A 25,805-nucleotide genomic window follows, 5' to 3' on the forward strand; every position below is an offset into this window, starting at 1 on the left:
TCCGGCGCTTGGCTCAGAACATCTTGCGGGCGCACCCCTTGGACCGGTCGATGAGCCTCAAAATGTTCAGGGCCATGATCAGCCAAGAATTCTTCTTCGAACTCTTTGCTTACATGCGATAGCCCTGCCACTTCGCGGGGGGAGGAGTTAAAGCCCTCCCCCGCCGAAGGTGGGGGAGGGTTGGGTGGGGGCCCAATAAGACAACGTGGGCCCCAACGCCAACACTCACCCCATCACCAACCCCCCATCCACATACAGCACCTGCCCGGTCATGAACCGGCTCCAGTTTGAGGCCAGGAACAGCACCGGGCCGGTGACATCCTCCGGCGTGGCGATGCGGCGCAGCGGGGTCTGGGAGACGATGGCGTCCTTGACGTCCTCCTTCGTCGCCCGGCTGGCGTCGGTGGGGTAGACCAGCCCCGGCGCCACGCAATTGACGCGGATGCCCAGAGGCCCAAGCTCCGCCGCCAGATTGCGGCTGAACCCCACCAGCGCGGCCTTGGCCGTCGTGTAGTCGTGGTAGGGCACGGTGGGCCGGGCCACGAGGTCGGTCGCCATGTTCACGATGCTGCCGCCGGGGCGCCGCCGCATCACCGGCAGCACCGCCCGGCAGACGTTGTAGGTGCCGAGCAGCGCGCCATCCACCTGCCCCCGGTAATCCGCCCAATCGGTGTCCCAGAACAGCTTGCGCTTCTCCGGATCGAAGGCGTAGGGGCGGAAGGCGTTGTTCACCACCACATCGATCTTGCCGAATTCTTCCGCGGTGCGCTCCACCATGCGGTTCACCGCGTCGGCGTCGGTCACGTCGGCCTGCACCGCCCAGGCGTCGCCGCCGGCTTCCCGGCACGCGGCAACGACCGCCTCGGCGGCATCCCCGTTCTGCAGATAGTTGACGGCGACCGCCGCCCCCTCCGCCGCGAAGGCCTTGGCGATGGCGGCGCCGATGCCACGGCTGGCGCCGGTGACGAGGACGGTCTTGTCGCGGAAATCCATGGCGGGCTAAGCCTTCCTTACTCGGGGATCAGGTCGGACCGGACGACCTTCGCCATGTCCAGCTCCGCCCCGATCAGGCCGAGCTGCCTGAAGGTGTCCGCCCCCTTCTGCATCAGCTCCGGATCGAAGTGGCCGAGACCCTTGGCCTTGGTCGTCTCCGACACGCTGGAGGCGTTGCGCAGCTTGATGATGGCGAGGTTGGTGGCCTCGTCGCGGCCGTTGATGGCGCGGGTCACGGCGAGGCGGGCGGCCTCCTCCGGCTCGGCGATCATCCAGGCGGCGCTGTCGCGGTAGGCGGCGAGGAAGCGCTTCAGAACGTCCTTCTTCGTCCGGTAGGTCTCCTCCGTCACCACGAAGATGTCGGAGGGCAGGTTCAGCGTGTCCTTGACCTCGATGACGTTGACATCCTTCAGCCCCTTCTGCATCCCGACATGGAGGCCGGTGTCGGTCGCCGCGGTGGCGTCCACCTGACCCTGGATGACGGGGGCGAAGTTCAGCAGACCGGTCACCTCGATGGTCACGTCGCTCTCGCTCAGCCCCACCTGATGCAGAAGCACCTGGAGGTTCTGGCGCGTGCCGCTGGACAGGCTGTAGACGCCGATGCGCTTGCCCTTCAGGTCTTCGGGCTTGGTGATGTTGCGCTCCTTCGGCGACACCACGTTGAAGACGTTCTGCGGGTAGATGTTGTAGATGGCGACCAGCGGCGCGCCCTTGTCGAGCGCGAGATAGAAGGAGGCCGGGTCGGTGAAGGCCACGTCGGCCTGCCCGGTCAGCATGTTCTGGATGGCCGAGCCGCCGCCCGTCCCCGGCACATAGCCGAGATCGATCCCCTTGGCCTTGAAGAAGCCCTTGTCCGGCTCGGCCAGCAGGTTGGTGATCTCGCTGATCGGCTGGCTCCAGCCCGCGACGGTCACCTTGTCGAGCGCCAGCGCGGGGGAGGACAGCAGAAGGGCGGAAACGGCGACGGCACCCAGGGTGCGCAGAAACCCGAACATCGTGTGATTATCCTTTCCACGGACGGCGCAGCAGCCAGCGTTCCAGCCCGGCGGCGGCCTGATAGACGATCATGCCCAGCAGCGTGATGACGATGAACAGGGCGAACATCATGGTCGAATCCATCATCCCCTGGGCCGCGATGATCGAGGCGCCCAGCCCCTGCCGCCCCCCGATGAACTCGCCGACGACGGCGCCGACCAGCGCCAGCACCACGGCGACGCGCAGCCCCGCCAGGATCACCGGCAGGCCGGACGGAATCTTGAGGCGCAGCAGGGTTTGCAGGCGCGTCGCCCGCAGCATCCGGAACAGCTCGCGCTTGTTGGGATCGACCTGCTGAAGGCCGGTCATGGTGTTTTCCAGCAGCGGGAAGAAGCAGATCAGCGCCGTGATGACGACGGTGGAGGTCATGCCGAAGCCGAACCAGACGATGAACAGCGGCCCCAGCGCCAGCTTCGGCACCACCTGACTGGCGAGGATGTAGGGGTAGAACAGGCGGCGCAGCACCGGCACCTCGGCCAGCAGCACCCCGGCGAGGAAGCCCACGGTGCAGCCGGCGGCGAGGCCCATCGCCATCTCCGCCGTGGTGACCCAGAGATGCGGCAGCAGATAGCCGCCCGCCAGCCCGTCCCACAGCGTGCGCAGAACGGCGGACGGCAGCGGCACGACCAGAGCGGACACCCCCGCCACCCGGCAATAGACCTCCCACCCCGCCAGGAACAGGACGAACAGAAGGGCGGAGGCGAGGCGGACCATCACGACGCGCGCTCCAGCGCCGGGCGGTCGGGTTTGCCGTCCATGGCCCCGTCCATAGAATGGCGAAGCTCCAGGCACAGGGCGTTGAAGCGGGGGCTGTAGCGGACGTCGCGCCCGCGCGGGCGGGCCAGCGGCACCGGCAGGGCGTGGCGCAATTGCCCATTCTCCATCACCGCCACCCGGTCGGCCAGATAGACCGCCTCCGCGATGTCGTGGGTGACGAACAGCACGGTGGTGCGGTGCCGGGCGCAGAGCTTCAGCAGGTCGTCCTGCAACTCCTCCCGCGTGATGGCGTCGAGCGCGGCGAAGGGCTCGTCCAGCAGAAGCAGCGGCGGCTCGGTGACCAGCGCGCGGGCCAGCGCCACCCGGCTCTGCTGCCCGCCCGACAACTGGCTGGGGTAGCGCCCTTCGAGTCCGGACAGGCCCACGAGGTCCAGCAATTCCTCCGCCTTGCGGCGGTCCGCCGGCTGCGGGCGGCGCTTCAGCGAGACGGGAAGCAGCAGATTATCGAGCACCGTCCGCCATTCCAGAAGAGTCGGCGCCTGGAAGACGAACCCGACCTGCGCGCCCGGCCCCCGCACCGGCTCCCCCTGGATGCGGACGGTTCCGGTGGAGGGGGCCAGCAGCCCGGCGACCAGCTTCAGCAGGGTCGTCTTGCCGCAGCCGCTGCGCCCGACCAGCGCGTGGAACTCGCCTTCCCCGATGGTCCAGTCGATGCGGTCCAGGATGGTGCCGCCGCGCGGGACGCCGTAGCCGGCCTGTTCGATGCTGACGAAGCTCATGGCCGGACGCCTCAATCCGTGTAGGGGGCGAAAGCGTCCGCCGCCCGTTCCGCCGAGCCTTCGATCTCGGTCATCGTCACGAGGTCCAGCAGGTTGAACCGCCCATCATGGTGCCAGCCCGCCTCCGGCGCGGTCATGCGGCCAAGCGCGCAGAGGCGCGTCACCCCCACCGCCCCCAGCGCCCCGGCCAGCGCGAACAGCTCCTCCGGCGCGGCGGCGATCCCCACGGTCTGGAGGAAGGCGCGGTAGGGCGCCAGCCCCGGCACCGCATCGGCCAGCCGGTCCACCGCCACCACCGTCACCGTGCGGTTCAGTCCGCAAGGCGACAACCCGTCCGCAGCGTCGGTGTAGGCGACGGCCCAGCTTCCGGCGGAATCGCCCAGCAGCAGGCGGTCCGGATCGGCGAAGCCCTTCGTCTCCTCCGCGTTGCGCCAGGACGCGACGCTGCCGGCCTCGGCCATGGACAGGGGGCGGCGCGGAAACTTGCTGCCGATGGCGTCCAGTTCGTGCGCCAGATAGCCGGCGAACTCCCGCGGCGACACCCGCCCGCCGCGCTCCACGAAGAAGGTCTGGGGGGAGTAGCAGCCCTGCTGGTCGTAGCGCGCCACGTCGTAGGCCGCCTGCCGCGCCACCGCCCCCGCCTTCCCGGCGTCGAGCGCCCCGCGGGCGACCATGCCGAAGCTGATCTTGTGCCCATAAGGCAGAAAGCGCGTCGTGATCGGCACCCGCGCCCGGATGGCTTCCAGCGCGTCGTTGCCGCCATAGGCGACCACCGTGTCGGCGCGGGTCAGCCACGCGCGCTCCGCCGCCTCGTCGCCGCCCTTCCACCAGACGATGGCGATGCAATCGGCGAGCTGCGGGTCGATCTCCGCCAGGATTTGCGCGAACCAGCCGGCGAACAGCGGCTCCGCGCTCGGCAGCTTGCCGACCGTGCCGGCCTTCACCAGCAGGCCGGAGATCAGGCTCCACAGCGGCAGGCCCGGCACGTTGCCCGCCCAGACATGCAGCAGCAACTCCGGCCCGAAGGCGCGGGCGAAGCCGCCCTTGGGCATGGGCTGGAAATCGTCCAGCACCGCCGGGTTGGCGAAATCCTCCGCCAGGAATTTCCGAAGCTCCGGCCCTCGGAAGGTCTTCAGATAGCCGGTCAGTCCCAGCCGGACCATCTCCGCGTCGTAGCCGGTGACCAGCGGCAGCAGCCGTTCCGCCTTCTGCCGCCACGGATCGTCGCGGTCGAGCAGCCGGGCGACGGCGCGGTCGATGGTGGCGGCGATCTCCGCAACGCTGCGCTTTCTCAGATACGTCCGCGCGTTGGCGCGCACCCGCGTTGCGACTTCGGCGATCTGCGCCTCGGTCAGCACCGGCACCGCCACGTCGAGCGTCTCGGCGCCGCGCCGGAAGGTCAGCGTCCGCCAGTCCACCGCGTCGGCGGACAGCCCCGGCAGATGCCCGGCCCGTTCCATCAAGTCGCCCGCGCCGCTTTGAGGAAGTCCTCGACCGCCATGGAGCAGCCCTTGGCGTCCGCCCCGTCCGCCCGGCCCAGAAGCTGGAATCCGCCCTCCACCTCCACCCCCGCATCCTCGGTCAGGATGGCGGAGGCGCAGTTGAAATGGGCCAGATCGTGGTGAACCAGCACGCCCACGCTGCCGCGCGGCACCTCCTGCCCGGTCAGCGGGTTGATGACGCGGCTACGTATCCAGTGCGGGCCGGACTTCACCGACGGGCACGCCTCGTTGCCGTCGTCGTAGAATTGGGTGCTCAGCTCCGTCATGCCGTACATGTTGATGCACAGGCGGCGCGGCACGCCGAAGGTGGCGGACAGGCGGCCATAGAACTCCTCCGCCGCCATCTCCCGCGACTGGCCCTTGAAGCCCCCGGTATCGAGGATGCGGCTGCCCGCCGGAAGGGCGAAGCGCCGCCCCCGCTCCGCCAGCGCGTCCATCAGATGCACGACGCTGAAACTCGCCCCCAGCAGGGCATAAGGCTCGCCGCTCGCCTCCGCACGGGACAGCGCCACGATGGCCCCGTCCACGTCCAGCCCGGCGTCGGTGATGAGATAGCGGCTCTCATCCGTCCCGAATTCGCCCTTGGCCAGCGCCAGATAATGGGCCAGCGAGGAGTTGGGCATCGCCTGCTCGGTCGGGAACAGAATGCCCATGCGCAGCCGGTCCCACTCTCCCATGAAACGGCGGCGGAAGTTGACGGTCATGGAGCGGTCGTAGACCGCCAACGTGGGGTGGTGGCTCTTGCCCCGCACGCCCTTGGTGGTGCCGCTGGTCATGAAGACGTGCGGGCATTCCTCCGGCGGGCGTCCGCTCAGCGTCAGGTCCTTGAAGGCGCTGATCGGCACCGCGGGCACGTCGCGCCAGCTCTTCACCGTGCGCAGGGTGCGCGCCCGCTGGGTGGCGAAGCGGCGGTAGGGGGCGTTGGTCTCGAACTGGTGGGCGAAGACGGCCAGCGCCATGCGGTTGAACGCGTCCTCGTCCGCGTCACCGGCGGCGATGAAGGCCAGCAGTTCTTCGACAAGTCGGGCTTCGGTCACGTCCGGACACACCTTTTGCAGCGCGAACAAACTGTTGGCCGGAGCAATCGGTGTCTGGATGGAATGGGGGTTTCCGCAACCGCCCTTCAGTCCCGTCCCTACGCCGGTATGACCCGGATCAGGTTCGATGGGTCACCGCGTTGTCCGGACGGAAGCACCGGACCGGCGGAGTCTCAGCCTCCTAGCGAGGCCCCCCAGGGAACAGTTCGCAAGCTAAGGGACCGGCCCCCGCCCGTCAAGGACGCGGCGCCGGTTCGCGCTCCCGCCCCTACACCTCCCGCCGCAACAGGGAGAGGGCGGCCATCGCCATGACCTGCGCGGAATGGACCATGTCGTCGATGTCCACATACTCGTCCGGCTGGTGGGCGAGGTCGAGGATGCCGGGGCCGTAGGCGATGCAGTCCTTCAGATGCCCGACCCGCGCGATGTGCTTCTGGTCATAGGTGCCGGGGGAGACGACCTGCGCCGCCGGGCGGCCCAGCACAGTCTCGATGGCGGCCCCGACCGCCCGCACCACCGGCGCGTCGGCGTCGGTCAGGGTGGGCAGGAAGGCCAGCACCTCCCGCAGTTCGTAATCGAAGCCGGGGCGCTCGCGCCGGAGATCCTCCAGGATGCCGGTGATTTCGGCCTTCACCTCCTCCGGGTCCTCCTCGATCAGGTAGCGGCGGTCGATGACCATGCGGCAGCGGTCGGGCACCATCGGGCTGGGCAGGCCGCCGTGGTCCTCCGGCTGGCCGCCGTGGATGGCGTTGATGTTCAGGGTGGATTGCCGCGCCCCTTCCGGCACCACCGGCATGGCCGTGCGCTTGGCGGCCAGCCGGGGGATCAGCTCCGTCTCGATCCGGTGCAGCACGGCGCCCATGTGGCGCACCGCGCAATTGCCGAGGAAAGGCATGGAGCCGTGGGCGACGCGGCCCTTCGTCTCGATCTCGGCCCACCAGACGCCGCGATGCCCGATGCACACCCGGTCCACGTTCAGCGGCTCCGGGATGATGACGTGATCGACCCGCGGGCGGGAGAAGTAGCCGAGTTTCGCCAGATGCCCGACCCCGCCGTAGCCGCCGGATTCCTCGTCCACCGTACCGGAAATCTCCAGCGCACCGGGGAAGGGGATGCCCTCCTCCAGGATCGCTTCCACGGCGATGATGGAGGCAGCGATCCCGCCCTTCATGTCGCAGGCGCCCCGGCCATAGACGCGCCCGTCCTTCACCACCCCTTCGAAGGGATCGACGGTCCAGCCCTGGCCGGCGGGCACCACGTCGATGTGGCCGTTGAAGTGGACGCAGGGGCCGGGTTCGCGCCCTTCGATCCGGGCAATCACATTGGTTCGGGGATAGCGGTCGCTGTCCCCCGGAGCACCCTCCGCCCGCACATACTCCACCTGGAAGCCGCACGCGGCCAGCCGCCGTCCGAGGAACTCCGCGCAGTCGGTGTAGACGTCGCCGGGCGGATTCACGGTGGGGATGCGGATCAGGTCGCGGGTCAGAGCCGTGACATCGTCCCGCCGCTCCGCGATCCGGCGGAACAGCGACTCCCGGTGGTCGAGCGGCATGCATCCTCCCCACGCACAATTCGTTGCGCGGAAGGATCGGCCATGCGTGCTTGCCTGTCGAGAGGGGATCGCAACATAGCCCTCGCCCCCCTGGGGAGAGGGTGGCCCGTAGGGCCTTTCGCGCTGGCCGAAGGCCAGCACTGACGGCGGCAGGCGGATGCCTATGGCATCCGCTGAGAGCCGGTGAGGGGGTTGCGCGTGGCGGAACGTTCGGCAAAAGCGCAACCCCCTCACCCTAACCCTCTCCCCGGAGGGGAGAGGGGAAAAGGAGGCCGAGAGGATTTGTGCTCCCTACATATCCAAACCGACGTCCAGATTCGGCGCGCTGTGGGTCAGCCAGCCGACGGAGATCATGTCCACGCCCGACTCCGCGATGGCCCGGACGGTGGACAGGGTGACGTTGCCGGACGCCTCCGTCACCATGCGCCCGTCCACCATGGCGACGGCGCGGCGCAGAGTCTCCGGGTCCATGTTGTCGAGAAGCACGACGTCCACCGGCAGGGTCAGCAACTCTTCCAACTGCGCCAGCGTGTCCACCTCGACCTCCACCTTCACCATGTGGCCGATGGCGGCGCGGACGCGCTCGACCGCCGGGCGGATGCCGCCGGCCACGGCGATGTGGTTGTCCTTGACCAGAACCGCGTCGTCCAGCCCGAAGCGGTGGTTGAAGCCGCCGCCCAGCCGCACCGCGTGCTTTTCCAGGACGCGCAGGCCGGGGGTGGTCTTGCGGGTGCAGACGATGCGGGTGCTTGTCCCCTCCACCGCGCGCACCAAGGCGCGGGTGGCGGTGGCGATGCCGGACAGGCGGCCCAGGATGTTCAGCGCCGTGCGCTCCGCCGTCAGCAGGGCGCGGGCGCGGCCCGTCACGGTGGCGATGGTGGCACCGGGAGCAACGTCGCTGCCGTCGTCATGCTCCACCCGCAGTTCCGCCGCCGGGTCGAGGATGCGGAAGGCGGACAGGGCGACCTCCAGCCCGGCGACACGCCCGTCGCGGCGGGCGGCCAGACGGGCCGTCGCCACGGCGTCCGCCGGGACGATGCTGTCCGTCGTGATGTCGCCGGCCCGCCCGAGATCTTCCGCCAAGGCGGCGCGGACGATGGGCTCGAAGGTCAAAGGATGGAGCATGCGGCGTCTCCGGAAAGGGAATCGGTGGTCCCGGTCAGGTCGGTGAGGGTGAAGCGGTGGCGTTGCGCCGCCGGGTCTTCCCGTGGGAAGTCGGTGCGGAAATGCGCCCCGCGGCTTTCGGTGCGGGCAAGCGCGGCGTGGACGATCAGCCGCCCGGCGAGCAGGCGGTTGCGCGCCTCGCCCCAGCGGCGGATGGCGGCAAGGTTCGGCGCGGCGAGGTCCGCCGGCCCACCGTCGCTCAGCGCGTCGAGCGCTGCGGCGAGCCGGTCCAGCTTGCGCCGGGCGGCCAGCAGCCCCACCCCATCGCGCACCAAGCCCGCCCCTTGATAGAGCGTGCGGCGCGATTCGTCCGTGATGGCGTCGAGCAGGCCGGCCCCGACTTCCCCCGCCACGGCAGGCGCTTCGGGAAGGGCGAAGGGCGGCAGCGGCGGCAAATCCCGCCCGGCCACGTCACGGGCCACCCGCGCGCCGAACACCAGCGCTTCCAGCAGGGAGTTGCTGGCCAGCCGGTTGGCGCCGTGGACTCCGGTGCAGGCGACCTCCCCGCAGGCCCACAGCCCGTCCAGGCTGGTCCGCCCGGCGTGATCGGTGACCACCCCGCCCATGTGGTAATGCGCCGCCGGGGCGACCGGCACCGGCTCCCGCCAGGGGTCCAGCCCGTGGGCGGCGCACAGCGCCAGGACGGTGGGGAAGCCGTCGGGCTTGGCGGCCAGCGCCGGGCGTATGTCCAGCCGCACCGGCTCCCCCGCCGCCACGCGGGCGCCGATGGCGCGGGCCACCACGTCGCGCGGCGCCAACTCCGCCAGCGGGTGTTCCTTCACCATAAAGCGGGTGCCGCGCCGGTCGAGCAGCACCGCTCCGGCGCCGCGCAACGCCTCGGTCAGCAGGGGGGCGGGGTCGGCGTCCACAGCGAGCGCCGTGGGGTGGAACTGCACGAATTCCACGTCGGCGAGCAGCGCCCCGGCCCGCGCCGCCAGCGCCAGCCCATCGCCGGTCGCCTCCGGCGGGTTGGTGGTGCGGGCGTAGACCCCGCCGACCCCGCCGGTCGCCAGCACCACCCGCGGCGCGCGGTGGAACACCCAGCCTTCCGGATGGCAGGCCAGAACGCCGCAGACCCGCCCGTTGCGCACCGCCAGATCGACGGCGAAGGCGTCGCTTTCCACGCGGATCGACGGGGTGGAGCGCACCCGCTCCGCCAGCGCCGCGACCAGGGTCGCCCCGGTGGCGTCGCCGCCGGCATGGACGATGCGCGCGGCCCCGTGCGCCGCCTCCCGCCCCAGCAGGGGTGCGCCGTCCGCATCACGGTCGAAGGGCAGCCCAGCGCGCAGCAGCGCCCGCACCCGCTCCGCCCCCTCGCGGGTCAGCAGCAGGGCGCGGCCCGCGTCCACGAAGCCGGCTCCTGCCGCCACCGTGTCGGCGGCGTGCGCCTCCGGCCCGTCACCGGGGCCGATGGCGGCGGCGATCCCGCCCTGGGCGTGGTTGCTGGACCCGCCCGGCAGGTCCGGCGTCTTGGTCAGCAGCGTGACGGCGCCCGGCGCCAGACGCAGGGCGGCGGTCAGCCCGGCCATGCCGGAACCGATGACGACCACCTCCGAATCGCGGACCGTGTAAGGGGTGACCATGGGAAGCCTCCCGACGAGGGGGTTTTTGTCACGAGCCATCCCTCTCCCGTCCCGGGAGAGGGAGGGGCCCGCCGCGACGCGGCGGGAGGGTGAGGGTACCGGCAAGGATCAGCGCCTTGATCCTCGCGCGACCCTCACCCGGCCCTTCGGGCCACCCTCTCCCGGGACGGGAGAGGGGATGGACGATGGAGGATCAGCGCGGCTTGACGGCCAGCATCCGCTCCACGGAGCGGCGGGCGCGGTCGGCGACCTCCGGCGCGATGGTCACCCGCGGCTCCAGCGTGCGCAGGCTGTCCAGGATGTTCGCCAGCGTGATCTTCTTCATGTGCGGGCACAGGTTGCAGGGCCGCACGAACTCCGTCTCCGGCGAGGCGGCGGCCACGTTGTCGCTCATCGAGCATTCGGTGACCATCAGCACCCGCGGCGGGCGGCGGTCCGCCACGAAATCGACCATGCGGGCGGTGGAGCCCACGAAGTCCGCGGCCTCCAGCACGTCGGGCGGGCATTCCGGGTGGGCGATGACGACCAGATCACCGAAGCGCCCGCGGAACTCGCGGATCTCGTCGCCGGTGAAGCGCTCGTGCACCTCGCAATGGCCCTTCCAGGCGATGATCTCGACGCTGGTCTGGGTGGCGACGTATTTCGCCAGATACTCGTCGGGCAGCATGATGACGCGCGGCACGCCCAGCGATTCCACCACCTCCACCGCGTTGCCGGAGGTGCAGCAGATGTCCACCTCCGCCTTCACATCCGCCGAGGTGTTGACGTAGGCGACCACCGGCACGCCCGGATAGCGCTCGCGCAGAAGCCGCACGTCGGCGGCGGTGATCGATTCGGCCAGCGAGCAGCCGGCACCCGTGTCGGGGATCAGCACCGTCTTCGCCGGGTTCAGCAGTTTCGCCGTCTCCGCCATGAAATGCACACCGGCCAGGACGATCACGTCGGCGTCGGTCTCGGTCGCCCTTGCGGCCAGCGCCAGACTGTCGCCCACGATGTCGGCCACGCCGTGGAAGATTTCCGGCGTCTGGTAGTTGTGGGCGAGGATCACCGCGTTGCGGTCCCGCTTCAGGCGGTTGATCTCATGGACCAGCGGGGCGTGGAACGGCCATTCGACGGCCGGGATCACGCGCTTCACGCGCTCGTAGATCGGCTGCGTCGCCGCGGCGATGTCGGGCGTGTAGGCAAGGCCGGTGGTGTCGCGCATGGCGCATCCCTTTAATGCTCGCTGTGAGCAAAACCATAAATGCTCGATCAGAGCATATCAAGGGGAAAAGGATGCGCCGCGCCGACCGGTCGCCGATTCTCCTACTTCGTCTCTTGGCCTACTTCATTTCCTGGCTGGACAGGTCCGACGGGTTTTCGGAGCGGGTCGGCTCGTGCCCCATGTCGGGTTCGCTGGCCCATTGGTTCGGGCGCGGCACCGGGTTGCCCTGGAGGTCCGGCGGCGCTCGGCGCAGGTCGGCCAGCGCCTGCTGAAGCTGGGCGCCCTGGGTTTCGCCGCTGGTCTCGGCCTTCGGCGAGCGGACGCCCTGCTGGTTGGGGGGCGGCTCCTGGCTTTGCTGCACCTGGACGTCGTTGGACAGCGACTCCTTGGTGGCATCCTGGGCAAGGGCGTGGCCGGTCATCAGAAGCCCGGCCATCAGGCCGGAGGAAATGAGGGCGGCGAGCAAGGCGGCGGTCTCCTTTGCATGAGAGGACGAAAGGCCGTCCCCCACCAACAGCCCCACCAACAGCCGTTGGCACCAAGCCTCCCGTTTCCGCGTTAAGAAGGGTATGGACCCGACCGACGCCCCGACCGCCCGTCCGACCGAAGCCCCGACGCTTCCCCCCGTCTTCCGCCCGTGGCCCGCCGCGGCGGACGGCCCCTTCGCCACCGCCTGCCGCTTCGCCACGGAGGGGGCGGAGCCCGGCACGCTCGTCCACGCCGACCGGCGCGACCGGCTGGATGTGGCGGTGGTGCTGGCCCCCGACCGCCCGGATGCCGACCGCGGAATCGTCGCCGTGACCCTGGTCGCCCTGGCCGACGCGCTGGAGGCTCTGGGGCCGCCGAACCAGACCATCCAATTCGATGGCCGATCCGGCGGCGCGGGCCGCCTGATGCTGAACGGCGCGGTGGCCGGCGGGGTGACGGTCGCCCTCGGTCCCGCCGCCGAGGACGGGATTCCGGCCTGGGCCGTGGTGGGCGCGGAGTTGGAGGTGGTGGGCGATCCCGACGACCCCGACCCCGGGCGCCGCCCCGACCGCACGGCGCTGCGCGAGGAAGGTTTCGGCGAAACCGACGCCGTGGCGGTGCTGGAGAGCTTCACCCGGCATTTCCTGACCTGGATCGACCTGTGGATGGAGGCGGGGTTCGAGCCGGTGCGGCAGGTCTGGGAAAAGCGGCTCGTTCCCGGCGAAGAGGAGTTTCGGCCATGACCGGATCGGTGGACCGGCGCGGCGTCGGCATCACGGTGGAGCGCCAGCGCATCGACAACCCCTGGGTGGACGCCCGCTGGCGCGTGACCGGCGCCCTGCCCGCCCTGCCCGACCGCGCGCCCTGGACGGTGCTGACGCAGGACGGGGAGCGCACCGGCTACTACGCGGGCGCCGCGGAGATCGCCCTCTATCCCGGAGAGGCGGAGAACTACGCGGAGAATCTCAAGGGTGGCCGTCCGATGCTCTACGTCATCCTGCGCCGCTGCGCGGAGGAGCCGGGGCTGCGGCTGCTGGCCGTCACCGTCGATCCGGGCGAGGTGGACGCCCATTCCGACGCGGGGGACGACCTGATCGAGGCGATCCCCCTGCCCCCCGATCTGGCCGGATGGCTGCGGGATTTCGTGGCCCGTCACCACACCGACCGCCCCTTCTACAAACGCCGGCGCGACCGCGCCGACCCGGAGGCGCTCGCCCGCCGCGCCCCGGTCGCCCAGCCTTCGAAGGATCACCGCCATGGATGACCGCGTCTTGGATGACGGGGCCGAAGGCTTCCTGTCGCGCTGGTCCCGCCGCAAGCAGGAGGCGCGCGAAGCCACCGCCGAACCACCGGCACCACAGGAGGAAGCGCCGGAGGAGCCCGTCGCCGTCACACCGCCTCCGGAGCCCTTCAACCCGGAAAGCCTGCCGCCGGTGGACAGTTTGGGCGCGGACAGCGACTATACCGGCTTCCTCGCCGGCAACGTCCCGCAGGAGTTGAAACGGCTCGCCCTGCGCAAGGCCTGGACCAGCGATCCGGTCATCGCGGGCTTCCGCGGCTTCGCCGAGTACGACTGGGACTGCAACGCCCCCGGCTATGGCAAGCTGCTGGCCACCGACCGCATCGCCGACCTTCTGGACCGCATCGCCACCGACGAGAAGCCGCCCGAGGAGAAGGACAAGCCGGAGGAAGGTGTGGTTGCCGGGGCCGAGGAGGAGGACGCCGCCGCCACGCCGGACAAGCCCGACAGGCCCGATGAGGTGGCGGATGGTCGGGAGGATGAAAGGATGGGATAAGGCGGCGCTCTTGCCCCCTCCCTAACCCTTCCCCTCTTCGAGGTGGAGGGGACGGACGCCGCTTCGCAGAAGGCACCCTCTCCCTCGAAGAGGGGGAGGGTCGGGGAGGGGGCCGCAGCGTTTCAGCCATGTCGCGTCCCATCGAATCCCAACGCAAGCGCCGACTGCGCAACATTTGAGCACCCCCGCTGTTGTCCCCGATGAGCCGGACCATAACCGGCCACGGGAAAGGCGAAGCGGGGCAAGGGCATGGCGGCATCGGCCAGCAGCGACGACGCGGACATTCTGCGGGCGCAGGCGTACAGCCTGCTGGCCCATCTTCTGGCGCGCCCGCCATCGCGCGACCTGCTGGGCACGGTCGGCGCCCTGGCGGGCGACGGCTCCCCCCTGGGCCGGGCCATCAGCGATCTGGCCGCGCGCGCCCGCACCCTCTCCGGCGATCCGGACGGCGGCGATCCAAACGGCGAACGCCGGGCCGAGCGTGAATACCACGAACTGTTCATCGGGGTGACGCGGGGCGAACTGGTTCCCTTCGCCTCCTACTACCGCACCGGCTTCCTGATCGACCGTCCGCTGGCCCGCCTGCGCGAGGACATGCAGGCGCTGGGCATCGAACGCGTCCCTGGCGTCAGCGAGCCGGAGGACCACATCGCCGCCATCGCCGAGATCATGGGCGCGCTGGCCGCCGGAACCCTCGGGGCGGAGGACGGCGAGGCGCCGGACCTGCCCCTCCAGAAGCGCTTCTTCGACCGCCATCTGGCGCCCTGGGCCGGACGCTTCTTCCGCGATCTGGAGGAAGCTGCGGCGGCGGATCTGTACCGGCCCCTGGGCACCTTCGGGCGGCTGTTCCTGGACATCGAGACCAACGCCTTCGCGATGATCGCGCACGCCGGTGACGGCGCGGTCCGCGGGCAGGACAAGCGGGAGGGCACCATCCATGCGCCGTGACGAGAAGCATCGTGACGAGAAGCCGAAAGCCGGTTTGGAACGCCGCAGCCTGCTGAAGGGCCTGGGCCTGGGCGCCGCGGGCGCCGTCGCCGCGGCCGCCACCCTGCGCGCCACCCCGGTGGAGGCGGAGGAGTCGCAGCCCGAACGGCTGAAGGCCCGTTACCGCGACACCCCGCATGTCGAGCGCTTCTACGCGCTGAACCGACTCTGACCGCGACTTCGATACGTCTTTGATTCAGAGGGCCGCCCCATGCTCGTCAAGCGCAACGCCGGAACCGCCGCCAACCGCGCCCCCCTCGCCCGCCGCCTGAACGGCCTGTCGGCGGGTGCCGCCGGTCTGGGCGGGACCGTGGACCGCCGCGGCTTCCTGAAGACTTCCGGCCTCGCCGCCGGGGGCATGGCGGCGCTGAGCGCGCTGCCCGCCGCGATGATCCGCAAGGCCGAAGCCGGGCCGATCCTGCCCAACATCGAGGTCGTCACCCGCAAGAACGTCTGCACCCACTGTTCCGTCGGCTGCACCGTGATCGCGGAGGTGCAGAACGGCGTGTGGACCGGTCAGGAGCCGGGCTGGGAAAGCCCGATCAGCCAGGGCGCGCATTGCGCGAAGGGCGCGTCGGTCCGCGAACTGACCAAGGGCGAGCGGCGGGTGAAATACCCGATGAAGCTGGTCGACGGCCAGTGGCAGCGCATCTCCTGGGATCAGGCCATCGAGGAGATCGGGAACAAGCTGCTGGAGATCCGCCAGCAGTCGGGGCCGGACGCCACCTTCTGGCTGGGCTCGGCCAAGTTCTCCAACGAGGGCGCCTATCTCTTCCGCAAGCTGGCGGCCTTCTGGGGAACCAACAACGTCGATCATCAGGCGCGCATCTGCCACAGCACCACGGTCGCCGGGGTGGCGAACACCTGGGGCTACGGCGCCATGACCAACAGCTACAACGACATCCAGAATTCCAAGGCGCTTCTCATCATCGGCGGCAACCCGGCGGAGGCGCACCCCGTCTCGCTGCCGCACATGCTGCGCGGGAAGGAGCGCAACCGCGCGCCCTTCATCGTCATCGACCCGCGATTCACCCGCACCGCCGCCCACGCCACCGAATATGTCCGCATCCGCCCCGGCACCGACATCCCGGTGACCTGGGGCATCCTCTGGCACATCTTCGAGAACGGCTGGGAGGACAAGGACTACATCGCCCGGCGCGTCTACGGCATGGACGAGATCCGCGCCGAGGTGAAGAAGTGGGACCCCGCTGCGGTGGAGCGGGTCAGCGGCGTGCCCGGCGAGCAGCTTTACCGCGTGGCGGAGGCGCTGGCGAAGAACCGCCCGTCCACCGTCATCTGGTGCATGGGAATCACCCAGAAGACCACCGGCACCGCCAACGTCCGCGCCCTGTCGATCCTCCAGTTGGCGCTGGGCAACATCGGCACGGCGGGCGGCGGGGCCAACATCTACCGCGGCCACTGCAACGTGCAGGGAGCCACCGACTTCGGGCTCGACGTCTCCACCCTGCCCTCCTACTACGGGCTGGCGGAAGGGGCGTGGAAGCATTTCTGCCGCGTCTGGGACGTCGATTACGACTGGATGAAGGCCCGCTTCGCCTCCAAGGAGCTGATGGAGGCCAAGGGCATCCCGACCACCCGCTGGTTCGACGGCGTCACCTACAAGCCGGAGGAGATCCAGCAGCCGTCGCCGCTGAAGGCGATGGTCGTCTTCGGCCACGGCGGCAACACCGTCACCCGGATGCCCGAGATGCTGAAGGGGCTGGAGCAGTTGTCCCTGCTCGTCATCGCCGACCCGCACCCGACCACCTTCGCATCCTTCAAGCAGCGGAGGAACGGCACCTACATCCTGCCCGCCTGCACCCAGTTCGAGACGGACGGCTCGCGCACCTGCTCCAACCGGTCGATGCAGTGGGGCGAGAAGATCGTGGAACCGATCTTCGAGTCCAAGGACGACTACACCATCATCCACATGCTGGCCCGCAAGTTCGGCTTCGCCGACGAGATGTTCAAGCACATCACGGTCGAGAACGGCCGCCCCGTGCCGGAGGACATCCTGCGGGAGATCAACCGCGGCTGCCTGTCCACCGGCTACACCGGCCAGTCGCCGGAGCGGCTGAAGATGCACATGAAGCATCAGGCCGATTTCGACAAGATCACCATGCAGGCCACGGACGGCCCGCTGAAAGGCGACTATTACGGACTGCCCTGGCCCTGCTGGGGCCATCCGGAGCTGAAACACCCCGGCTGCGCCGTTCTCTACGACACCTCCAAGCATGTGATGGAGGGCGGCGGCGTCTTCCGCGCCCGCTTCGGGGTGGAGCGCAACGGCGTCAGCCTGCTCGCCGACGGCTCCTATTCCAAGGGATCGGAGATCGAGGACGGCTATCCCGAATTCACCATGGCGGTGCTGAAGAAGCTGGGCTGGGACAAGGACCTGACGGCGGAGGAGATGCGGGTCATCGAGGCCATCGGCGGCGACAAGGTGGACGAGGTGAGCTGGCAGACCGACCTGTCCATGGGCATCATCCGCGTCGCGCTGAAGCACGGCTGCGTGCCGCACGGCAACGCCAAGGCCCGCGCCGTCGCCTGGAATCTGCCCGACCCGGTGCCGCTCCACCGCGAGCCGATCTATTCCCCGCGCCCCGAACTGGTGAAGGAATTCCCGGCCATCGAGGACCGGCGCGATTTCCGCCTGCCGCAGTTGGCGCGCTCGCTCCAGTTCAAGGTGACGGAGAGCGACATCCGCCAGCGCTTCCCCTTCATCCTGACCTCCGGACGGCTGGTCGAGTATGAGGGCGGCGGCGAGGAGACCCGCTCCAACCCCTGGCTGGCCGAGTTGCAGCAGTCGATGTTCGTGGAGATCAACCCCAAGGACGCCGAGCGTCTGGGCATCCGCGACGGCGGCATGGTCTGGGTCTACGGGCCGGAGGACAATTCGAAGGCCCGGATGCGCGCGCTGGTGACCGAACGCATCGGCGCCGGCACGGTCTTCATGCCCTTCCACTTCTCCGGCTACTGGCAGGGCGACAGCCTGCGGGAGAACTACCCGCCGAACACCGACCCCATCGTGCTGGGCGAACCGGCGAACGGGGTGACGACCTACGGCTACGACCCCATGACCTTCATGCAGGAAACCAAGGTGACGCTTTGCCGCGTCGAACCGGCCTGACGCACAGGGAGGACAGAGACCCATGGCCCGCATGAAATTCCTGTGCGACGCGGAACGCTGCATCGAATGCAACGCCTGCGTCACCGCCTGCAAGAACGAGCACGACATCCCCTGGGGCATCAACCGCCGCCGCGTCATCACGCTGAAGGACGGCGTGCCGGGCGAACGGTCGATCTCCATGGCCTGCATGCACTGCAACGACCCGCCCTGCGCCGCGGTCTGCCCGGTGGACTGCTTCTACCAGACGGCGGACGGTGTGGTGCTGCATTCGAAGGACCTGTGCATCGGCTGCGGCTACTGCTTCTACGCCTGCCCCTTCGGTGCGCCGCAGTATCCGCAGGCGACCAACTTCGGCGGGCGCGGCAAGATGGACAAATGCACCTTCTGCGCGGGCGGCCCGGAAACGGACAACACGCTGGAGGAGTACCAGAAATACGGCGCCAACCGGCTGTCCGAAGGGAAGCTGCCGCTGTGCGCGGAGATGTGTTCCACCCGCGCGCTGATGGCCGGGGACGGTGAGATTCTGGCCGACATCTACAAGGAACGGACGGTGCGCCGCGGCTACGGTTCCGGCGCATGGGGCTGGACCACCGCCTACGGGCGCGACGACCGGGGCGGCGCCTTCGGTCCGGGCGGCAAAGGCACGGGTGGGAGTTGAGTGGGGCGGGTGATGCCCCCTCCCCCAAGGCCAAATCTCTCCAGGGAAGAACACGCCATGACGAAGCTTCTCCGTCCCCTGCTGGTCCTGTTCGTTCTGCTGCTGGCAGCCCCGGCGGTGCAGGCGCAGCTTTACCAGACGCCGGGGCCGAACTCGCCCACCTCCAAGGACGAGGTTCAGCTCTACCAGACGCCGGACGGGATGATCACCGGGCGGGTCAGCATTCCCGATACCAAGCTGGACGTGCTGGTGCAGCCGGAGGGGCGGGAATGGCGCGAGTTCCGCATGGTCTGGCTGAAGATCATCGCCGGAGCACTGTTCCTGGGTCCGATCGTGGTGCTGGCCGTCTTCTATCTGATCCGGGGCACCATCCGCATCCATGGCGGGCGGTCCGGGCGCCCGGTGCAGCGCTTCAGCGGCATGGACCGCTTCGCCCATTGGACGACGGCGGTCAGCTTCCTGATCCTGGCGGTGACCGGGTTGATCGTGACTTTCGGACGGATGCTGCTGATCCCGCTGATCGGCCACCCGAACTTCACGATGCTGGCCGAAGCCGGCAAGTACATCCACAACTTCTTCAGCGTGCCCTTCGTCATCGGTCTGGTGATGATCTTCGTGCTGTGGGTGCGCGACAACATCCCGGAAAAGGCCGATCTCGTCTGGCTGAAGACGCTCGGCGGCGTGCTGAACAAGTCCGGCGAACATCCGGAGGCCGGGCGTTTCAACGCCGGTCAGAAAGGCGTGTTCTGGGCGGTGGTGTTCGGCGGTTTCGCGCTGGCGCTGACCGGTTTCCTGCTGATGATGCCTTTCGCCGTCACCGGAATCAGCGGCATGCAGATCCTGCATGTGGTGCACGGGGTGGTGGCCGCGCTGATGATCGCGCTGATCATCGGGCACATCTACATCGGCACCATCGGCATGGAAGGCGCCTTCGACGCCATGGGCAGCGGGGTGGTGGACGAGAATTGGGCCAAGGACCATCACCGGCGCTGGTACGAGGAGCAGCTCCGCAACAGCCACGCCAACCAGGACGGGCGGTTGAGGCACCACGCGGCGGAGTAAAAATCTCTCTCCCGTCCCGGGGGAGGGTGGCCCGAAGGGCCGGGTGAGGGTAGGACCGAGAATCGTTGCGCTGATTCTCGGTCCTACCCTCACCCTTCCCGCGCTTCGCGCGGGGCCCTTCCCCCTCCTGGGGCGGGAGAGGGAAAGTTACTCCATGGGCGGTCCCATGAAATCCCGGTATTTCACGGTGTTGTCCTCGCTCAGCCGGACCGAGGGGGCGGCGAAGGCTTGATCGGCGCTGCGGCTCAGTGTGTCCGTCAGGACGACGCTCGCGCCGATGGCGAGGAAAACGGCAACGGCCAGGGCCAGTCCGAACGCTTTCATGACGCTTCCCTCCTGCTGTGGGCCGGCCTGCTGTGGACCGGGGCCGGCGACGGAGCGGCGCCGATGCCGGAGATTCCCCGTGCGCCCTCCGCCACGGCGCCCTCGGCCTTGGCGATGCGGGTGTAGAGCGCCAGCGCCTGCGCCACCACCTGATCCATGTTGTAATAACGATAGGTCGCCAGCCGCCCGACGAAATGGACGTTCGGCGTCGCGTCGGCCAATTCCTGGTACTTGCGGTACAGGGCGGTGTTTTCCGCGCGGGGGATCGGGTAGTAGGGATCGCCCTCCGCCGAGGGGTATTCGTAGGTCAGGCTGGTCCGCGGGTTCGTCTGCCCGGTCAGGTGCTTGTATTCGGTGATGCGGGTGTGCGGCACCTCCTCGCCGGGGTAGTTCACCACGGCGACGGGCTGGAACCACTCCCGATCGACCGTCTCGTGCCGGAAGGTCAGGGAGCGGTAGGGCAGCTTGCCGAAGCGGTGCCCGAAATACTCGTCCACCGGGCCGGTGAAGACCAGGTTGCGGTAGCGCACGTCCCGAGTCACATCGCGGAAATCGGCACCCAGCCGGATGGTGATGTTCGGATGGTCGAGCATGTTCTCGAACATCCGCGTGAAGCCGCGCAGCGGCATGTTCTGGAAGCTGTCGCCGAAATAGCGGTCGTCGTCGTTGGTCCGCGTCGGCACGCGCGCCGTCACCGCCTTGTCGAGATCCGACGGGTCGAGACCCCATTGCTTGCGGGTGTAGCCGCGGAAGAACTTCTCGTACAGTTCCCGTCCGACCGCGCCGACCACCACATCCTCCGACGTGCGGACGTCGGCCACCGGTTCCGCCCGGCCTTTCAGGAAGGCGGCGACCCCGGCCTCGTCCAGGTCCAGGCCGTAGAGACGGTTCACCGTCGTCCGGTTGATCGGGATGGGAACCAACTGCCCGTCCACATGGGCCAGCACCCGATGCTCGTAGGGACGCCACTTCGTGAAGCGGGACAGGTAGTCCGCCACCGGCTGCGAATTGGTGTGGAAGATGTGCGGGCCGTAGCGGTGGATCAGCACGCCCGCGTCGTCGTAATGGTCGTAGGCGTTGCCGCCGATGTGCGGGCGCCGGTCGATCAGCAGCACCCGCTTGTCCAGCCCCGCCGCCAGCCGTTCCGCCAGCACGCTGCCGGCGAAACCGGCGCCGACGATCAGGTAATCGAAGACCGCCGGCCCGTCCGTCCGCCCCACGTAAGCCGGAGCGGTACCATCGAAATCACGCATAAGCTCTGCCTTCCTCGTCCCGCGAAAAGACGGACGAGGGAGGCAAGCCGTCCGGCGCCCCACCCGTCCGCACATCCTGCGAACGGTGGAACCCGCCTGTGGTTCCGGACGAAGACGGTGGGGAGGAAGCGACCGTCAGGGGTTACCCCCTCGCGGCATCAGCCTCCGAAGACGGTGTTCAATTGCGCGCCGACGCGGACGAAGGTCGTCCGCTTCGACACCTCCTTCAGCTTGGTGGCGCCGATGTAGGTCATCATGCTGCGGACACCGCCCATGATCTCCTGCATCGTGCCGTCGATCGGTCCACGGTAGGGGACCTCCACGGTCTTGCCCTCCGAAGCGCGGTAGGAGGCGACGCCGCCCGCGTACTTGTGCATCGCCGTGTCCGACGACATGCCGTAGAAGGTCATCGCCACCGGCACCTTCTGCCCGCCGCGTTCCTCGTAGCGGATGTCGCCCTCGCACTCGTCGTGACCGGCCAGCATGCCGCCGAGCATCACGAAGTCCGCGCCCGCCCCATAGGCCTTGGAGATGTCGCCCGGCACCGTGCAGCCGCCGTCGCCGCAGACCTGCCCCTTCAGCCCATGGGCGGCGTCGGCGCATTCGATGATGGCGGAGAGCTGCGGGTAGCCGACGCCGGTCATCTTGCGGGTGGTGCAGACCGACCCCGGCCCGATGCCGACCTTGATGATGTCCGCCCCGGCGAGCAGCAGGGCCTCGGTCATGTCGCCGGTCACCACGTTTCCGGCCATGATGACGATGTCCGGGTTCTCCGTCCGCAACCGCCCGATGACGCGCACGAAGCGCTCCGTGTAGCCGTTGGCGACGTCCAGGCAGAGCTTGCCCACCGGGGCCTTCGCCTTCACCGCCTGGAACTTGTCGTAGTCGGCCTCCGTCGTGCCCAGAGAGTAGAAGACGTTGGCCGTGTCCTCGTCCCGGAAGAAGGAGATCAGGGAGTCCGCCGGGTAGTGCTTGTGCAGGGCGGTCATGGCGCCGAAGCGCGACAGGGCGCGGGCGACGGCCATGGTGCCGACCACGTCCATGTTGGCCGCGATCAGAGGGAAGCCCGTCCATTCCAGCCCGCTGTGGACGAAGCGGAAGGTCCGCTCGATGTCCACGTCGTTGCGGCTTTCCAGGGTGCTGCGCTTCGGGCGGATCAGCACGTCCTTGAAGTCCAGCTTCAGATCGTTCTCGATGATCACCGGCGGGTCGTCCTTGTCGTTCTTATCGTTATGGGAGCGTTACTGGCCCCCTCCCCGGCCCTCCCCCGCTTTCGCGGGAGAGGGTGCCTTCTGCGAAGCGGCGGCAGTCCCCTCCACCTCGAAGAGGGGGAGGGTTAGGGAGGGGGCAAGGTCAGCACCAACGCCACCCTCACCCCTCCCCCAACAACTCCAACAGCGACAGGGCCACAACCTCCGTCGCCTTGAACAGGTCGGACAGCGGCAGGCGCTCGTCGGCGCGGTGGGCGTTGGCCTCCTCGATGGTGTGGGGACCGGCGCCGAACAGGGCGATGGGCACGCCCGCGTCCGAATAATGGCGCGCGTCGGTGTAGAGCGGCACGCCCTTGGTCTCCACCGGCTCGCCCATGACACGGCTGGCGTGGGCGCAGAGGACGGCGGCCAGCCGGTCGGTGCCGGGCAGCGGGGTCAGCGGGCGGGCCAGCAGGATGCGGCGGACCTCGACGCGGGCCTTCGGGAAAGCCTTGGCCGCCTCGGCGATGACGGTGCGCAGGGTTGCCTCCACCGTCTCCGGCGCCTCCTCCGGGATCATGCGGCGGTCGAGGCGCAGGGTCACGCGGTCGGGGACGACGTTGGTGTTGATGCCGCCCTTGATGAGGCCGACCGTCAATTGCGGCGAGCCGATGCCGCCCACCGCCGACACGGTGCCGGCGTAGCCCTTGCGGTGTTCGTACAGCGCGGCCAGGATCGCCGTCGTCGCCTCCAGCGCGTCGATGCCGGTCATCGGCAGGGCGGCGTGGGCGGACTTGCCGGTGACCTCCACCTCCAGATGCAGGCAGCCGTTGTGCGCGGTGACGACGCCGTAGCTGAAGCCCGCGGCGATGGCGAAGTCCGGTTTGGTCAGCCCCTCGTCCAGCAGCCACTTCGGCCCGATCTCGCCGCCCGCCTCCTCGTCGTAGGTCAGGTGCAGTTCCACCGTACCGCGGTCCAGCCCGGCCTTTTCCAGAGCCAGCAGGGCATAGGTGTAGGTGACGAAGTCCGACTTCGAGACGGCGACGCCGCGCCCGTACATCCAGCCATCCACCACCTCCGCCCCGTAGGGGTCGCGGGTCCAGCCCTCGCCCGGCGGCACCACGTCGCCATGGGCGTTCAGCGCCACGGTCGGCCCGTCGCCGAAGCGGCGGCGCACGATCAGGTTGGTGGCGGAGATCATGCCGTTGGCCCGCACCAGATCCGCCGGGACCGGGTGCCGCTCCACCGTCAGGCCCATGGCCTCCAGCAGTTCCGCGGCCCGCTCCGCGTGGGGGGCGCAGTCGCCGGCCGGGTTGTCGGAGGGCACCTTGACCAGTTCGGCCAGGAAGCGGACCTGATCGTCGCGGGTCTGCTCCAGGAAAGCGCGGATGGCCTTTTGGGCGGTGTCGGTCATGGCGTCGGGGTCTCGTGCTCGAAGTGGCGGATGATGTCCAGAAGGAGGCGAACCGACAGGTCGGCGTCCTCCGCGGTGATGGATTCGGCGGGGTTGTGGCTGATGCCGCCCGTGCAGCGGACGAACAGCATGCCCATCGGCAACACGTCGGCGAAGGCCATGGCATCGTGCCCGGCGCCGCTGGGCAGCGACAGGGGACGGACGCCGGCGCGGGTCACCGCGGCTTCGATCCGCCGCCGGATGCCGGGGGAGCAGGGAGCCGCCGCCGCGTCGTGGGTGGTCTCCACGGACAGTTCGACGCCGCGGCGGGCAGCGATGGCCTCGAACGCGCCGAGGATGGCGGTGCAGCCGTCCCGCCGCACGGCGTCCTCCGGCGCGCGGACGTCCAGGGTGAAGACGACCTCGCCGGGGATGACGTTGACGGCGCCCGGCTTCGCCTCGATCCGCCCCACCGTCGCCACCAGCCCCGCGTCCGAGGCCGCGGCGACCCGCTCCGCCGCCAGCGTCATCTCGGCGGCGGCGGCCAGCGCGTCGCGGCGCAGCGCCATGGGCACCGTGCCGGCGTGCCCGGCCATGCCGCGCAGCCGGACGGCGAAGCGCGTGGCGCCGTTGATCGCCGTGACGATGCCGACCGGCAGCCCTTCGGCCTCCAGCACCGGCCCCTGTTCGATGTGCACTTCCAGGAAGGCCCGCGCCTCCCCCGGCTTGCGAGCCGCAGTGGCGATGGCCTCGGGGTCGCCGCCGAAGGCGCGCAGCGCGTCGGCCATGCGCACGCCGTCGCGGTCGCGCGCCTCCAGCGCCGTCGGGTCGAAGCGGCCCGCGATGGCGCGGCTGCCGGTCAGGGTCAGGGGGAAGCGCACCCCCTCCTCGTCGCCGAAGCCCAGCACCTCGATGGCGAAGGGCAGGCGCTCGCCCAGCCGATCCAGTTCCGCCACCGCGGCGACGGCGGCCAGTACGCCCAGGTTCCCGTCATACTTGCCGGCGTTGCGCACCGTGTCGATGTGGGAGCCGATCAGCAGGGCCGGCGCGCCGGGCGTGGTGCCTTCGTAACGGCCCACCACCGTGCCCGCCGGATCGATCCGGGCGCTCATCCCGGCCTTGCCCATCAGTTCCATCAGCCAGTCCGCGGCGGCGCGGTGCTGAGGGGTCAGGAACAGGCGGGTCAGCAGCCCCGGCTCCTCCGTGAAGCCGGCGAAGGCCTCCAGCCGCGCCATCAGGTCCGCGCCGAAATTGGTCATGGAAGCATGTCCTTGAGACGGAGCCAGGTGATGCGCTCCACCTGGGCCAGCGCCGTGGCGAACTCCTCCTCCGGGCTGTTGGACAGGCGGGTTTCGAACGCCTCCAGAATCTCGGCGCGGCTGCGGCCCTTGACCGCCAGGATGAAGGGAAAGCCGAAGCGCGCCTTGTAGGCGTCGTTCAGGTCGGTGAAGCGGGCGAACTCGTCGGGCGTGCAGCGGTCCAGCCCGGCGCTGGCCTGCTCCGCCGTGCTGTCGGCGGTCAGCTCACCGCGCATCGCCAGCCGGCCCGCCAGATCGGGGTGGGCGTTCAGCAGCGCCAGTTTCCGGTCATGGCCGGCGGCGCGCAGGACGGCGACCATCGCGGCGTGCAGCCCCTCCGCATCGTCGGGCGGATTCCCGGCATCCCAGGCGCCTTCGGCGACCCACGGCGAATGTTCGAACACGCCGCCGAATCGGGCGACGAAACTTGCACGGTCCATCTCGCTCGGTCGCATTCCGGCCTTCCCTGATCGGTCCCCTGCCCCGCAGCATACCCGCAATCGCCGAGGTCCGCTTTTTCGATCCGTTTGAAAGTCTTTTTGCGCAGGCCCCGTTCGGACCGCGCGGCAAGGGGGTATAAGGTTGCTTGTTCCTTCTCCCCTCTGGGGAGAAGGTTAGGATGAGGGGGCGGCCGTGAGGCCGACCACGCTGGCTCATTGCAGCGCGCTGGACGCCCTGGC

The 25,805-nt window shown here is 69.5% G+C and carries 25 protein-coding genes and 1 riboswitch; of the genes, 8 read left to right on the forward strand and 17 right to left on the reverse strand.

Features of this window, described 5'->3' with window-relative positions:
- Positions 1–225: 225 nt before the first annotated feature.
- The 11 genes from DS843_RS29280 to DS843_RS29330 all read right to left on the reverse strand — a co-directional run bounded on the left by DS843_RS29280 (position 226) and on the right by DS843_RS29330 (position 12,032).
- On the reverse strand, positions 226–993 hold the full coding sequence (locus tag DS843_RS29280; protein WP_149472343.1) for a 3-oxoacyl-ACP reductase: 768 nt from the start codon (positions 991–993) through the stop codon (positions 226–228).
- 17 nt (positions 994–1,010) lie between these two features.
- Positions 1,011–1,988 (reverse strand): ABC transporter substrate-binding protein, encoded by a 978-nt coding sequence (locus DS843_RS29285; RefSeq protein WP_149472344.1) that lies wholly within the window; start codon positions 1,986–1,988, stop codon positions 1,011–1,013.
- A gap of 7 nt (positions 1,989–1,995) precedes the next feature.
- Positions 1,996–2,742 (reverse strand): ABC transporter permease, encoded by a 747-nt coding sequence (locus tag DS843_RS29290; protein ID WP_149472369.1) that lies wholly within the window; start codon positions 2,740–2,742, stop codon positions 1,996–1,998.
- Positions 2,742–3,524, reverse strand: coding sequence for an ABC transporter ATP-binding protein (locus tag DS843_RS29295; protein ID WP_167525526.1), 783 nt, complete (start codon positions 3,522–3,524; stop codon positions 2,742–2,744). Before DS843_RS29295 ends, DS843_RS29290 begins: the two co-directional genes overlap by 1 nt.
- A gap of 11 nt (positions 3,525–3,535) precedes the next feature.
- Positions 3,536–4,984 carry an acyl-CoA reductase gene (locus DS843_RS29300; RefSeq protein ID WP_149472346.1) on the reverse strand — a complete coding sequence of 483 codons (1,449 nt, stop codon included), beginning with the start codon at positions 4,982–4,984 and terminating at the stop codon, positions 3,536–3,538.
- Positions 4,984–6,063 carry a LuxE/PaaK family acyltransferase gene (locus tag DS843_RS29305; protein ID WP_149472347.1) on the reverse strand — a complete coding sequence of 360 codons (1,080 nt, stop codon included), beginning with the start codon at positions 6,061–6,063 and terminating at the stop codon, positions 4,984–4,986. Before DS843_RS29305 ends, DS843_RS29300 begins: the two co-directional genes overlap by 1 nt.
- Before the next feature lie 77 nt (positions 6,064–6,140).
- A riboswitch (TPP riboswitch) is annotated at positions 6,141–6,270 on the reverse strand.
- A gap of 61 nt (positions 6,271–6,331) precedes the next feature.
- On the reverse strand, positions 6,332–7,615 hold the full coding sequence (locus DS843_RS29310) for an acetylornithine deacetylase/succinyl-diaminopimelate desuccinylase family protein (protein WP_149472348.1): 1,284 nt from the start codon (positions 7,613–7,615) through the stop codon (positions 6,332–6,334).
- 291 nt (positions 7,616–7,906) lie between these two features.
- Positions 7,907–8,740: a carboxylating nicotinate-nucleotide diphosphorylase gene (nadC, locus tag DS843_RS29315; RefSeq protein WP_149472349.1), complete on the reverse strand. Its 834-nt coding sequence runs from the start codon at positions 8,738–8,740 to the stop codon at positions 7,907–7,909.
- Positions 8,725–10,362, reverse strand: coding sequence for an L-aspartate oxidase (locus tag DS843_RS29320; protein WP_208852359.1), 1,638 nt, complete (start codon positions 10,360–10,362; stop codon positions 8,725–8,727). The genes nadC and DS843_RS29320 overlap by 16 nt, the downstream gene beginning before the upstream one ends.
- 193 nt (positions 10,363–10,555) lie before the next feature.
- Positions 10,556–11,566 (reverse strand): quinolinate synthase NadA, encoded by a 1,011-nt coding sequence (nadA, locus tag DS843_RS29325; RefSeq protein WP_149472351.1) that lies wholly within the window; start codon positions 11,564–11,566, stop codon positions 10,556–10,558.
- Positions 11,567–11,684: 118 nt separating this feature from the next.
- The gene (locus DS843_RS29330; protein WP_286192397.1) at positions 11,685–12,032 is read right to left on the reverse strand and encodes a hypothetical protein; all 348 of its coding nucleotides are present in this window, start codon (positions 12,030–12,032) and stop codon (positions 11,685–11,687) included.
- A 103-nt stretch (positions 12,033–12,135) separates the two neighbouring features.
- Between DS843_RS29330 and DS843_RS29335 the strand changes: the two genes are divergently transcribed.
- The 8 genes from DS843_RS29335 to DS843_RS29370 all read left to right on the forward strand — a co-directional run bounded on the left by DS843_RS29335 (position 12,136) and on the right by DS843_RS29370 (position 19,667).
- Entirely contained in the window at positions 12,136–12,777 is a 642-nt protein-coding gene (locus tag DS843_RS29335; RefSeq protein WP_149472352.1) for a biotin/lipoate--protein ligase family protein, read from the forward strand.
- Complete coding sequence (locus tag DS843_RS29340) at positions 12,774–13,298, forward strand: DUF3305 domain-containing protein (protein WP_149472353.1); 525 nt, start codon at positions 12,774–12,776, stop codon at positions 13,296–13,298. Before DS843_RS29335 ends, DS843_RS29340 begins: the two co-directional genes overlap by 4 nt.
- Positions 13,291–13,830: a DUF3306 domain-containing protein gene (locus DS843_RS29345; protein WP_149472354.1), complete on the forward strand. Its 540-nt coding sequence runs from the start codon at positions 13,291–13,293 to the stop codon at positions 13,828–13,830. Before DS843_RS29340 ends, DS843_RS29345 begins: the two co-directional genes overlap by 8 nt.
- 249 nt (positions 13,831–14,079) lie before the next feature.
- Complete coding sequence (locus DS843_RS29350) at positions 14,080–14,778, forward strand: TorD/DmsD family molecular chaperone (RefSeq protein ID WP_149472355.1); 699 nt, start codon at positions 14,080–14,082, stop codon at positions 14,776–14,778.
- Complete coding sequence (locus DS843_RS29355) at positions 14,768–14,989, forward strand: twin-arginine translocation signal domain-containing protein (RefSeq protein WP_149472356.1); 222 nt, start codon at positions 14,768–14,770, stop codon at positions 14,987–14,989. Before DS843_RS29350 ends, DS843_RS29355 begins: the two co-directional genes overlap by 11 nt.
- A gap of 39 nt (positions 14,990–15,028) precedes the next feature.
- Positions 15,029–17,947 carry a formate dehydrogenase subunit alpha gene (locus tag DS843_RS29360; protein ID WP_149472357.1) on the forward strand — a complete coding sequence of 973 codons (2,919 nt, stop codon included), beginning with the start codon at positions 15,029–15,031 and terminating at the stop codon, positions 17,945–17,947.
- A 22-nt stretch (positions 17,948–17,969) separates the two neighbouring features.
- Positions 17,970–18,605 carry a formate dehydrogenase FDH3 subunit beta gene (fdh3B, locus tag DS843_RS29365; RefSeq protein WP_149472358.1) on the forward strand — a complete coding sequence of 212 codons (636 nt, stop codon included), beginning with the start codon at positions 17,970–17,972 and terminating at the stop codon, positions 18,603–18,605.
- Positions 18,606–18,662: 57 nt separating this feature from the next.
- Entirely contained in the window at positions 18,663–19,667 is a 1,005-nt protein-coding gene (locus DS843_RS29370) for a formate dehydrogenase subunit gamma (protein WP_149472359.1), read from the forward strand.
- 147 nt (positions 19,668–19,814) lie between these two features.
- On the opposite strand, the gene DS843_RS31465 is transcribed toward DS843_RS29370, so the two are convergent.
- The 6 genes from DS843_RS31465 to uraD form a co-directional block, all read right to left on the reverse strand.
- Positions 19,815–19,991 carry a hypothetical protein gene (locus tag DS843_RS31465; protein ID WP_167525527.1) on the reverse strand — a complete coding sequence of 59 codons (177 nt, stop codon included), beginning with the start codon at positions 19,989–19,991 and terminating at the stop codon, positions 19,815–19,817.
- Positions 19,988–21,244: a UDP-galactopyranose mutase gene (gene glf / locus DS843_RS29375; RefSeq protein ID WP_149472360.1), complete on the reverse strand. Its 1,257-nt coding sequence runs from the start codon at positions 21,242–21,244 to the stop codon at positions 19,988–19,990. Before glf ends, DS843_RS31465 begins: the two co-directional genes overlap by 4 nt.
- A 158-nt stretch (positions 21,245–21,402) precedes the next feature.
- A complete protein-coding gene (locus tag DS843_RS29380; RefSeq protein WP_149472361.1) occupies positions 21,403–22,446 on the reverse strand; it encodes a GMP reductase in 1,044 nt (347 codons plus the stop codon).
- Positions 22,447–22,615: 169 nt separating this feature from the next.
- Positions 22,616–23,848 (reverse strand): M20/M25/M40 family metallo-hydrolase, encoded by a 1,233-nt coding sequence (locus DS843_RS29385; protein ID WP_149472362.1) that lies wholly within the window; start codon positions 23,846–23,848, stop codon positions 22,616–22,618.
- Positions 23,845–25,086, reverse strand: coding sequence for an allantoate amidohydrolase (locus tag DS843_RS29390; protein WP_149472363.1), 1,242 nt, complete (start codon positions 25,084–25,086; stop codon positions 23,845–23,847). Before DS843_RS29390 ends, DS843_RS29385 begins: the two co-directional genes overlap by 4 nt.
- Entirely contained in the window at positions 25,083–25,565 is a 483-nt protein-coding gene (uraD, locus tag DS843_RS29395) for a 2-oxo-4-hydroxy-4-carboxy-5-ureidoimidazoline decarboxylase (RefSeq protein WP_286192398.1), read from the reverse strand. The genes DS843_RS29390 and uraD overlap by 4 nt, the downstream gene beginning before the upstream one ends.
- Positions 25,566–25,805 lie beyond the last annotated feature (240 nt).

Source organism: Roseomonas genomospecies 6 (assembly GCF_008365375.1).
GTDB lineage: Bacteria > Pseudomonadota > Alphaproteobacteria > Azospirillales > Azospirillaceae > Azospirillum.

What these genes read in the sequence shown, in the direction of transcription:
- DS843_RS29280 (WP_149472343.1), bottom strand. Translation starts at nt 993, where the DNA reads ATGGATTTCCGCGACAAGACCGTCCTCGTCACCGGCGCCAGCCGTGGC.
- DS843_RS29285 (WP_149472344.1), bottom strand. Translation starts at nt 1,988, where the DNA reads ATGTTCGGGTTTCTGCGCACCCTGGGTGCCGTCGCCGTTTCCGCCCTT.
- DS843_RS29290 (WP_149472369.1), bottom strand. Translation starts at nt 2,742, where the DNA reads ATGGTCCGCCTCGCCTCCGCCCTTCTGTTCGTCCTGTTCCTGGCGGGG.
- DS843_RS29295 (WP_167525526.1), bottom strand. Translation starts at nt 3,524, where the DNA reads ATGAGCTTCGTCAGCATCGAACAGGCCGGCTACGGCGTCCCGCGCGGC.
- DS843_RS29300 (WP_149472346.1), bottom strand. Translation starts at nt 4,984, where the DNA reads ATGGAACGGGCCGGGCATCTGCCGGGGCTGTCCGCCGACGCGGTGGAC.
- DS843_RS29310 (WP_149472348.1), bottom strand. Translation starts at nt 7,615, where the DNA reads ATGCCGCTCGACCACCGGGAGTCGCTGTTCCGCCGGATCGCGGAGCGG.
- nadC (WP_149472349.1), bottom strand. Translation starts at nt 8,740, where the DNA reads ATGCTCCATCCTTTGACCTTCGAGCCCATCGTCCGCGCCGCCTTGGCG.
- DS843_RS29320 (WP_208852359.1), bottom strand. Translation starts at nt 10,362, where the DNA reads ATGGTCACCCCTTACACGGTCCGCGATTCGGAGGTGGTCGTCATCGGT.
- nadA (WP_149472351.1), bottom strand. Translation starts at nt 11,566, where the DNA reads ATGCGCGACACCACCGGCCTTGCCTACACGCCCGACATCGCCGCGGCG.
- DS843_RS29335 (WP_149472352.1), top strand. Translation starts at nt 12,136, where the DNA reads ATGGACCCGACCGACGCCCCGACCGCCCGTCCGACCGAAGCCCCGACG.
- DS843_RS29340 (WP_149472353.1), top strand. Translation starts at nt 12,774, where the DNA reads ATGACCGGATCGGTGGACCGGCGCGGCGTCGGCATCACGGTGGAGCGC.
- DS843_RS29345 (WP_149472354.1), top strand. Translation starts at nt 13,291, where the DNA reads ATGGATGACCGCGTCTTGGATGACGGGGCCGAAGGCTTCCTGTCGCGC.
- DS843_RS29350 (WP_149472355.1), top strand. Translation starts at nt 14,080, where the DNA reads ATGGCGGCATCGGCCAGCAGCGACGACGCGGACATTCTGCGGGCGCAG.
- DS843_RS29355 (WP_149472356.1), top strand. Translation starts at nt 14,768, where the DNA reads ATGCGCCGTGACGAGAAGCATCGTGACGAGAAGCCGAAAGCCGGTTTG.
- DS843_RS29360 (WP_149472357.1), top strand. Translation starts at nt 15,029, where the DNA reads ATGCTCGTCAAGCGCAACGCCGGAACCGCCGCCAACCGCGCCCCCCTC.
- fdh3B (WP_149472358.1), top strand. Translation starts at nt 17,970, where the DNA reads ATGGCCCGCATGAAATTCCTGTGCGACGCGGAACGCTGCATCGAATGC.
- DS843_RS29370 (WP_149472359.1), top strand. Translation starts at nt 18,663, where the DNA reads ATGACGAAGCTTCTCCGTCCCCTGCTGGTCCTGTTCGTTCTGCTGCTG.
- DS843_RS31465 (WP_167525527.1), bottom strand. Translation starts at nt 19,991, where the DNA reads ATGAAAGCGTTCGGACTGGCCCTGGCCGTTGCCGTTTTCCTCGCCATC.
- glf (WP_149472360.1), bottom strand. Translation starts at nt 21,244, where the DNA reads ATGCGTGATTTCGATGGTACCGCTCCGGCTTACGTGGGGCGGACGGAC.
- DS843_RS29385 (WP_149472362.1), bottom strand. Translation starts at nt 23,848, where the DNA reads ATGACCGACACCGCCCAAAAGGCCATCCGCGCTTTCCTGGAGCAGACC.
- DS843_RS29390 (WP_149472363.1), bottom strand. Translation starts at nt 25,086, where the DNA reads ATGACCAATTTCGGCGCGGACCTGATGGCGCGGCTGGAGGCCTTCGCC.
- uraD (WP_286192398.1), bottom strand. Translation starts at nt 25,565, where the DNA reads ATGGACCGTGCAAGTTTCGTCGCCCGATTCGGCGGCGTGTTCGAACAT.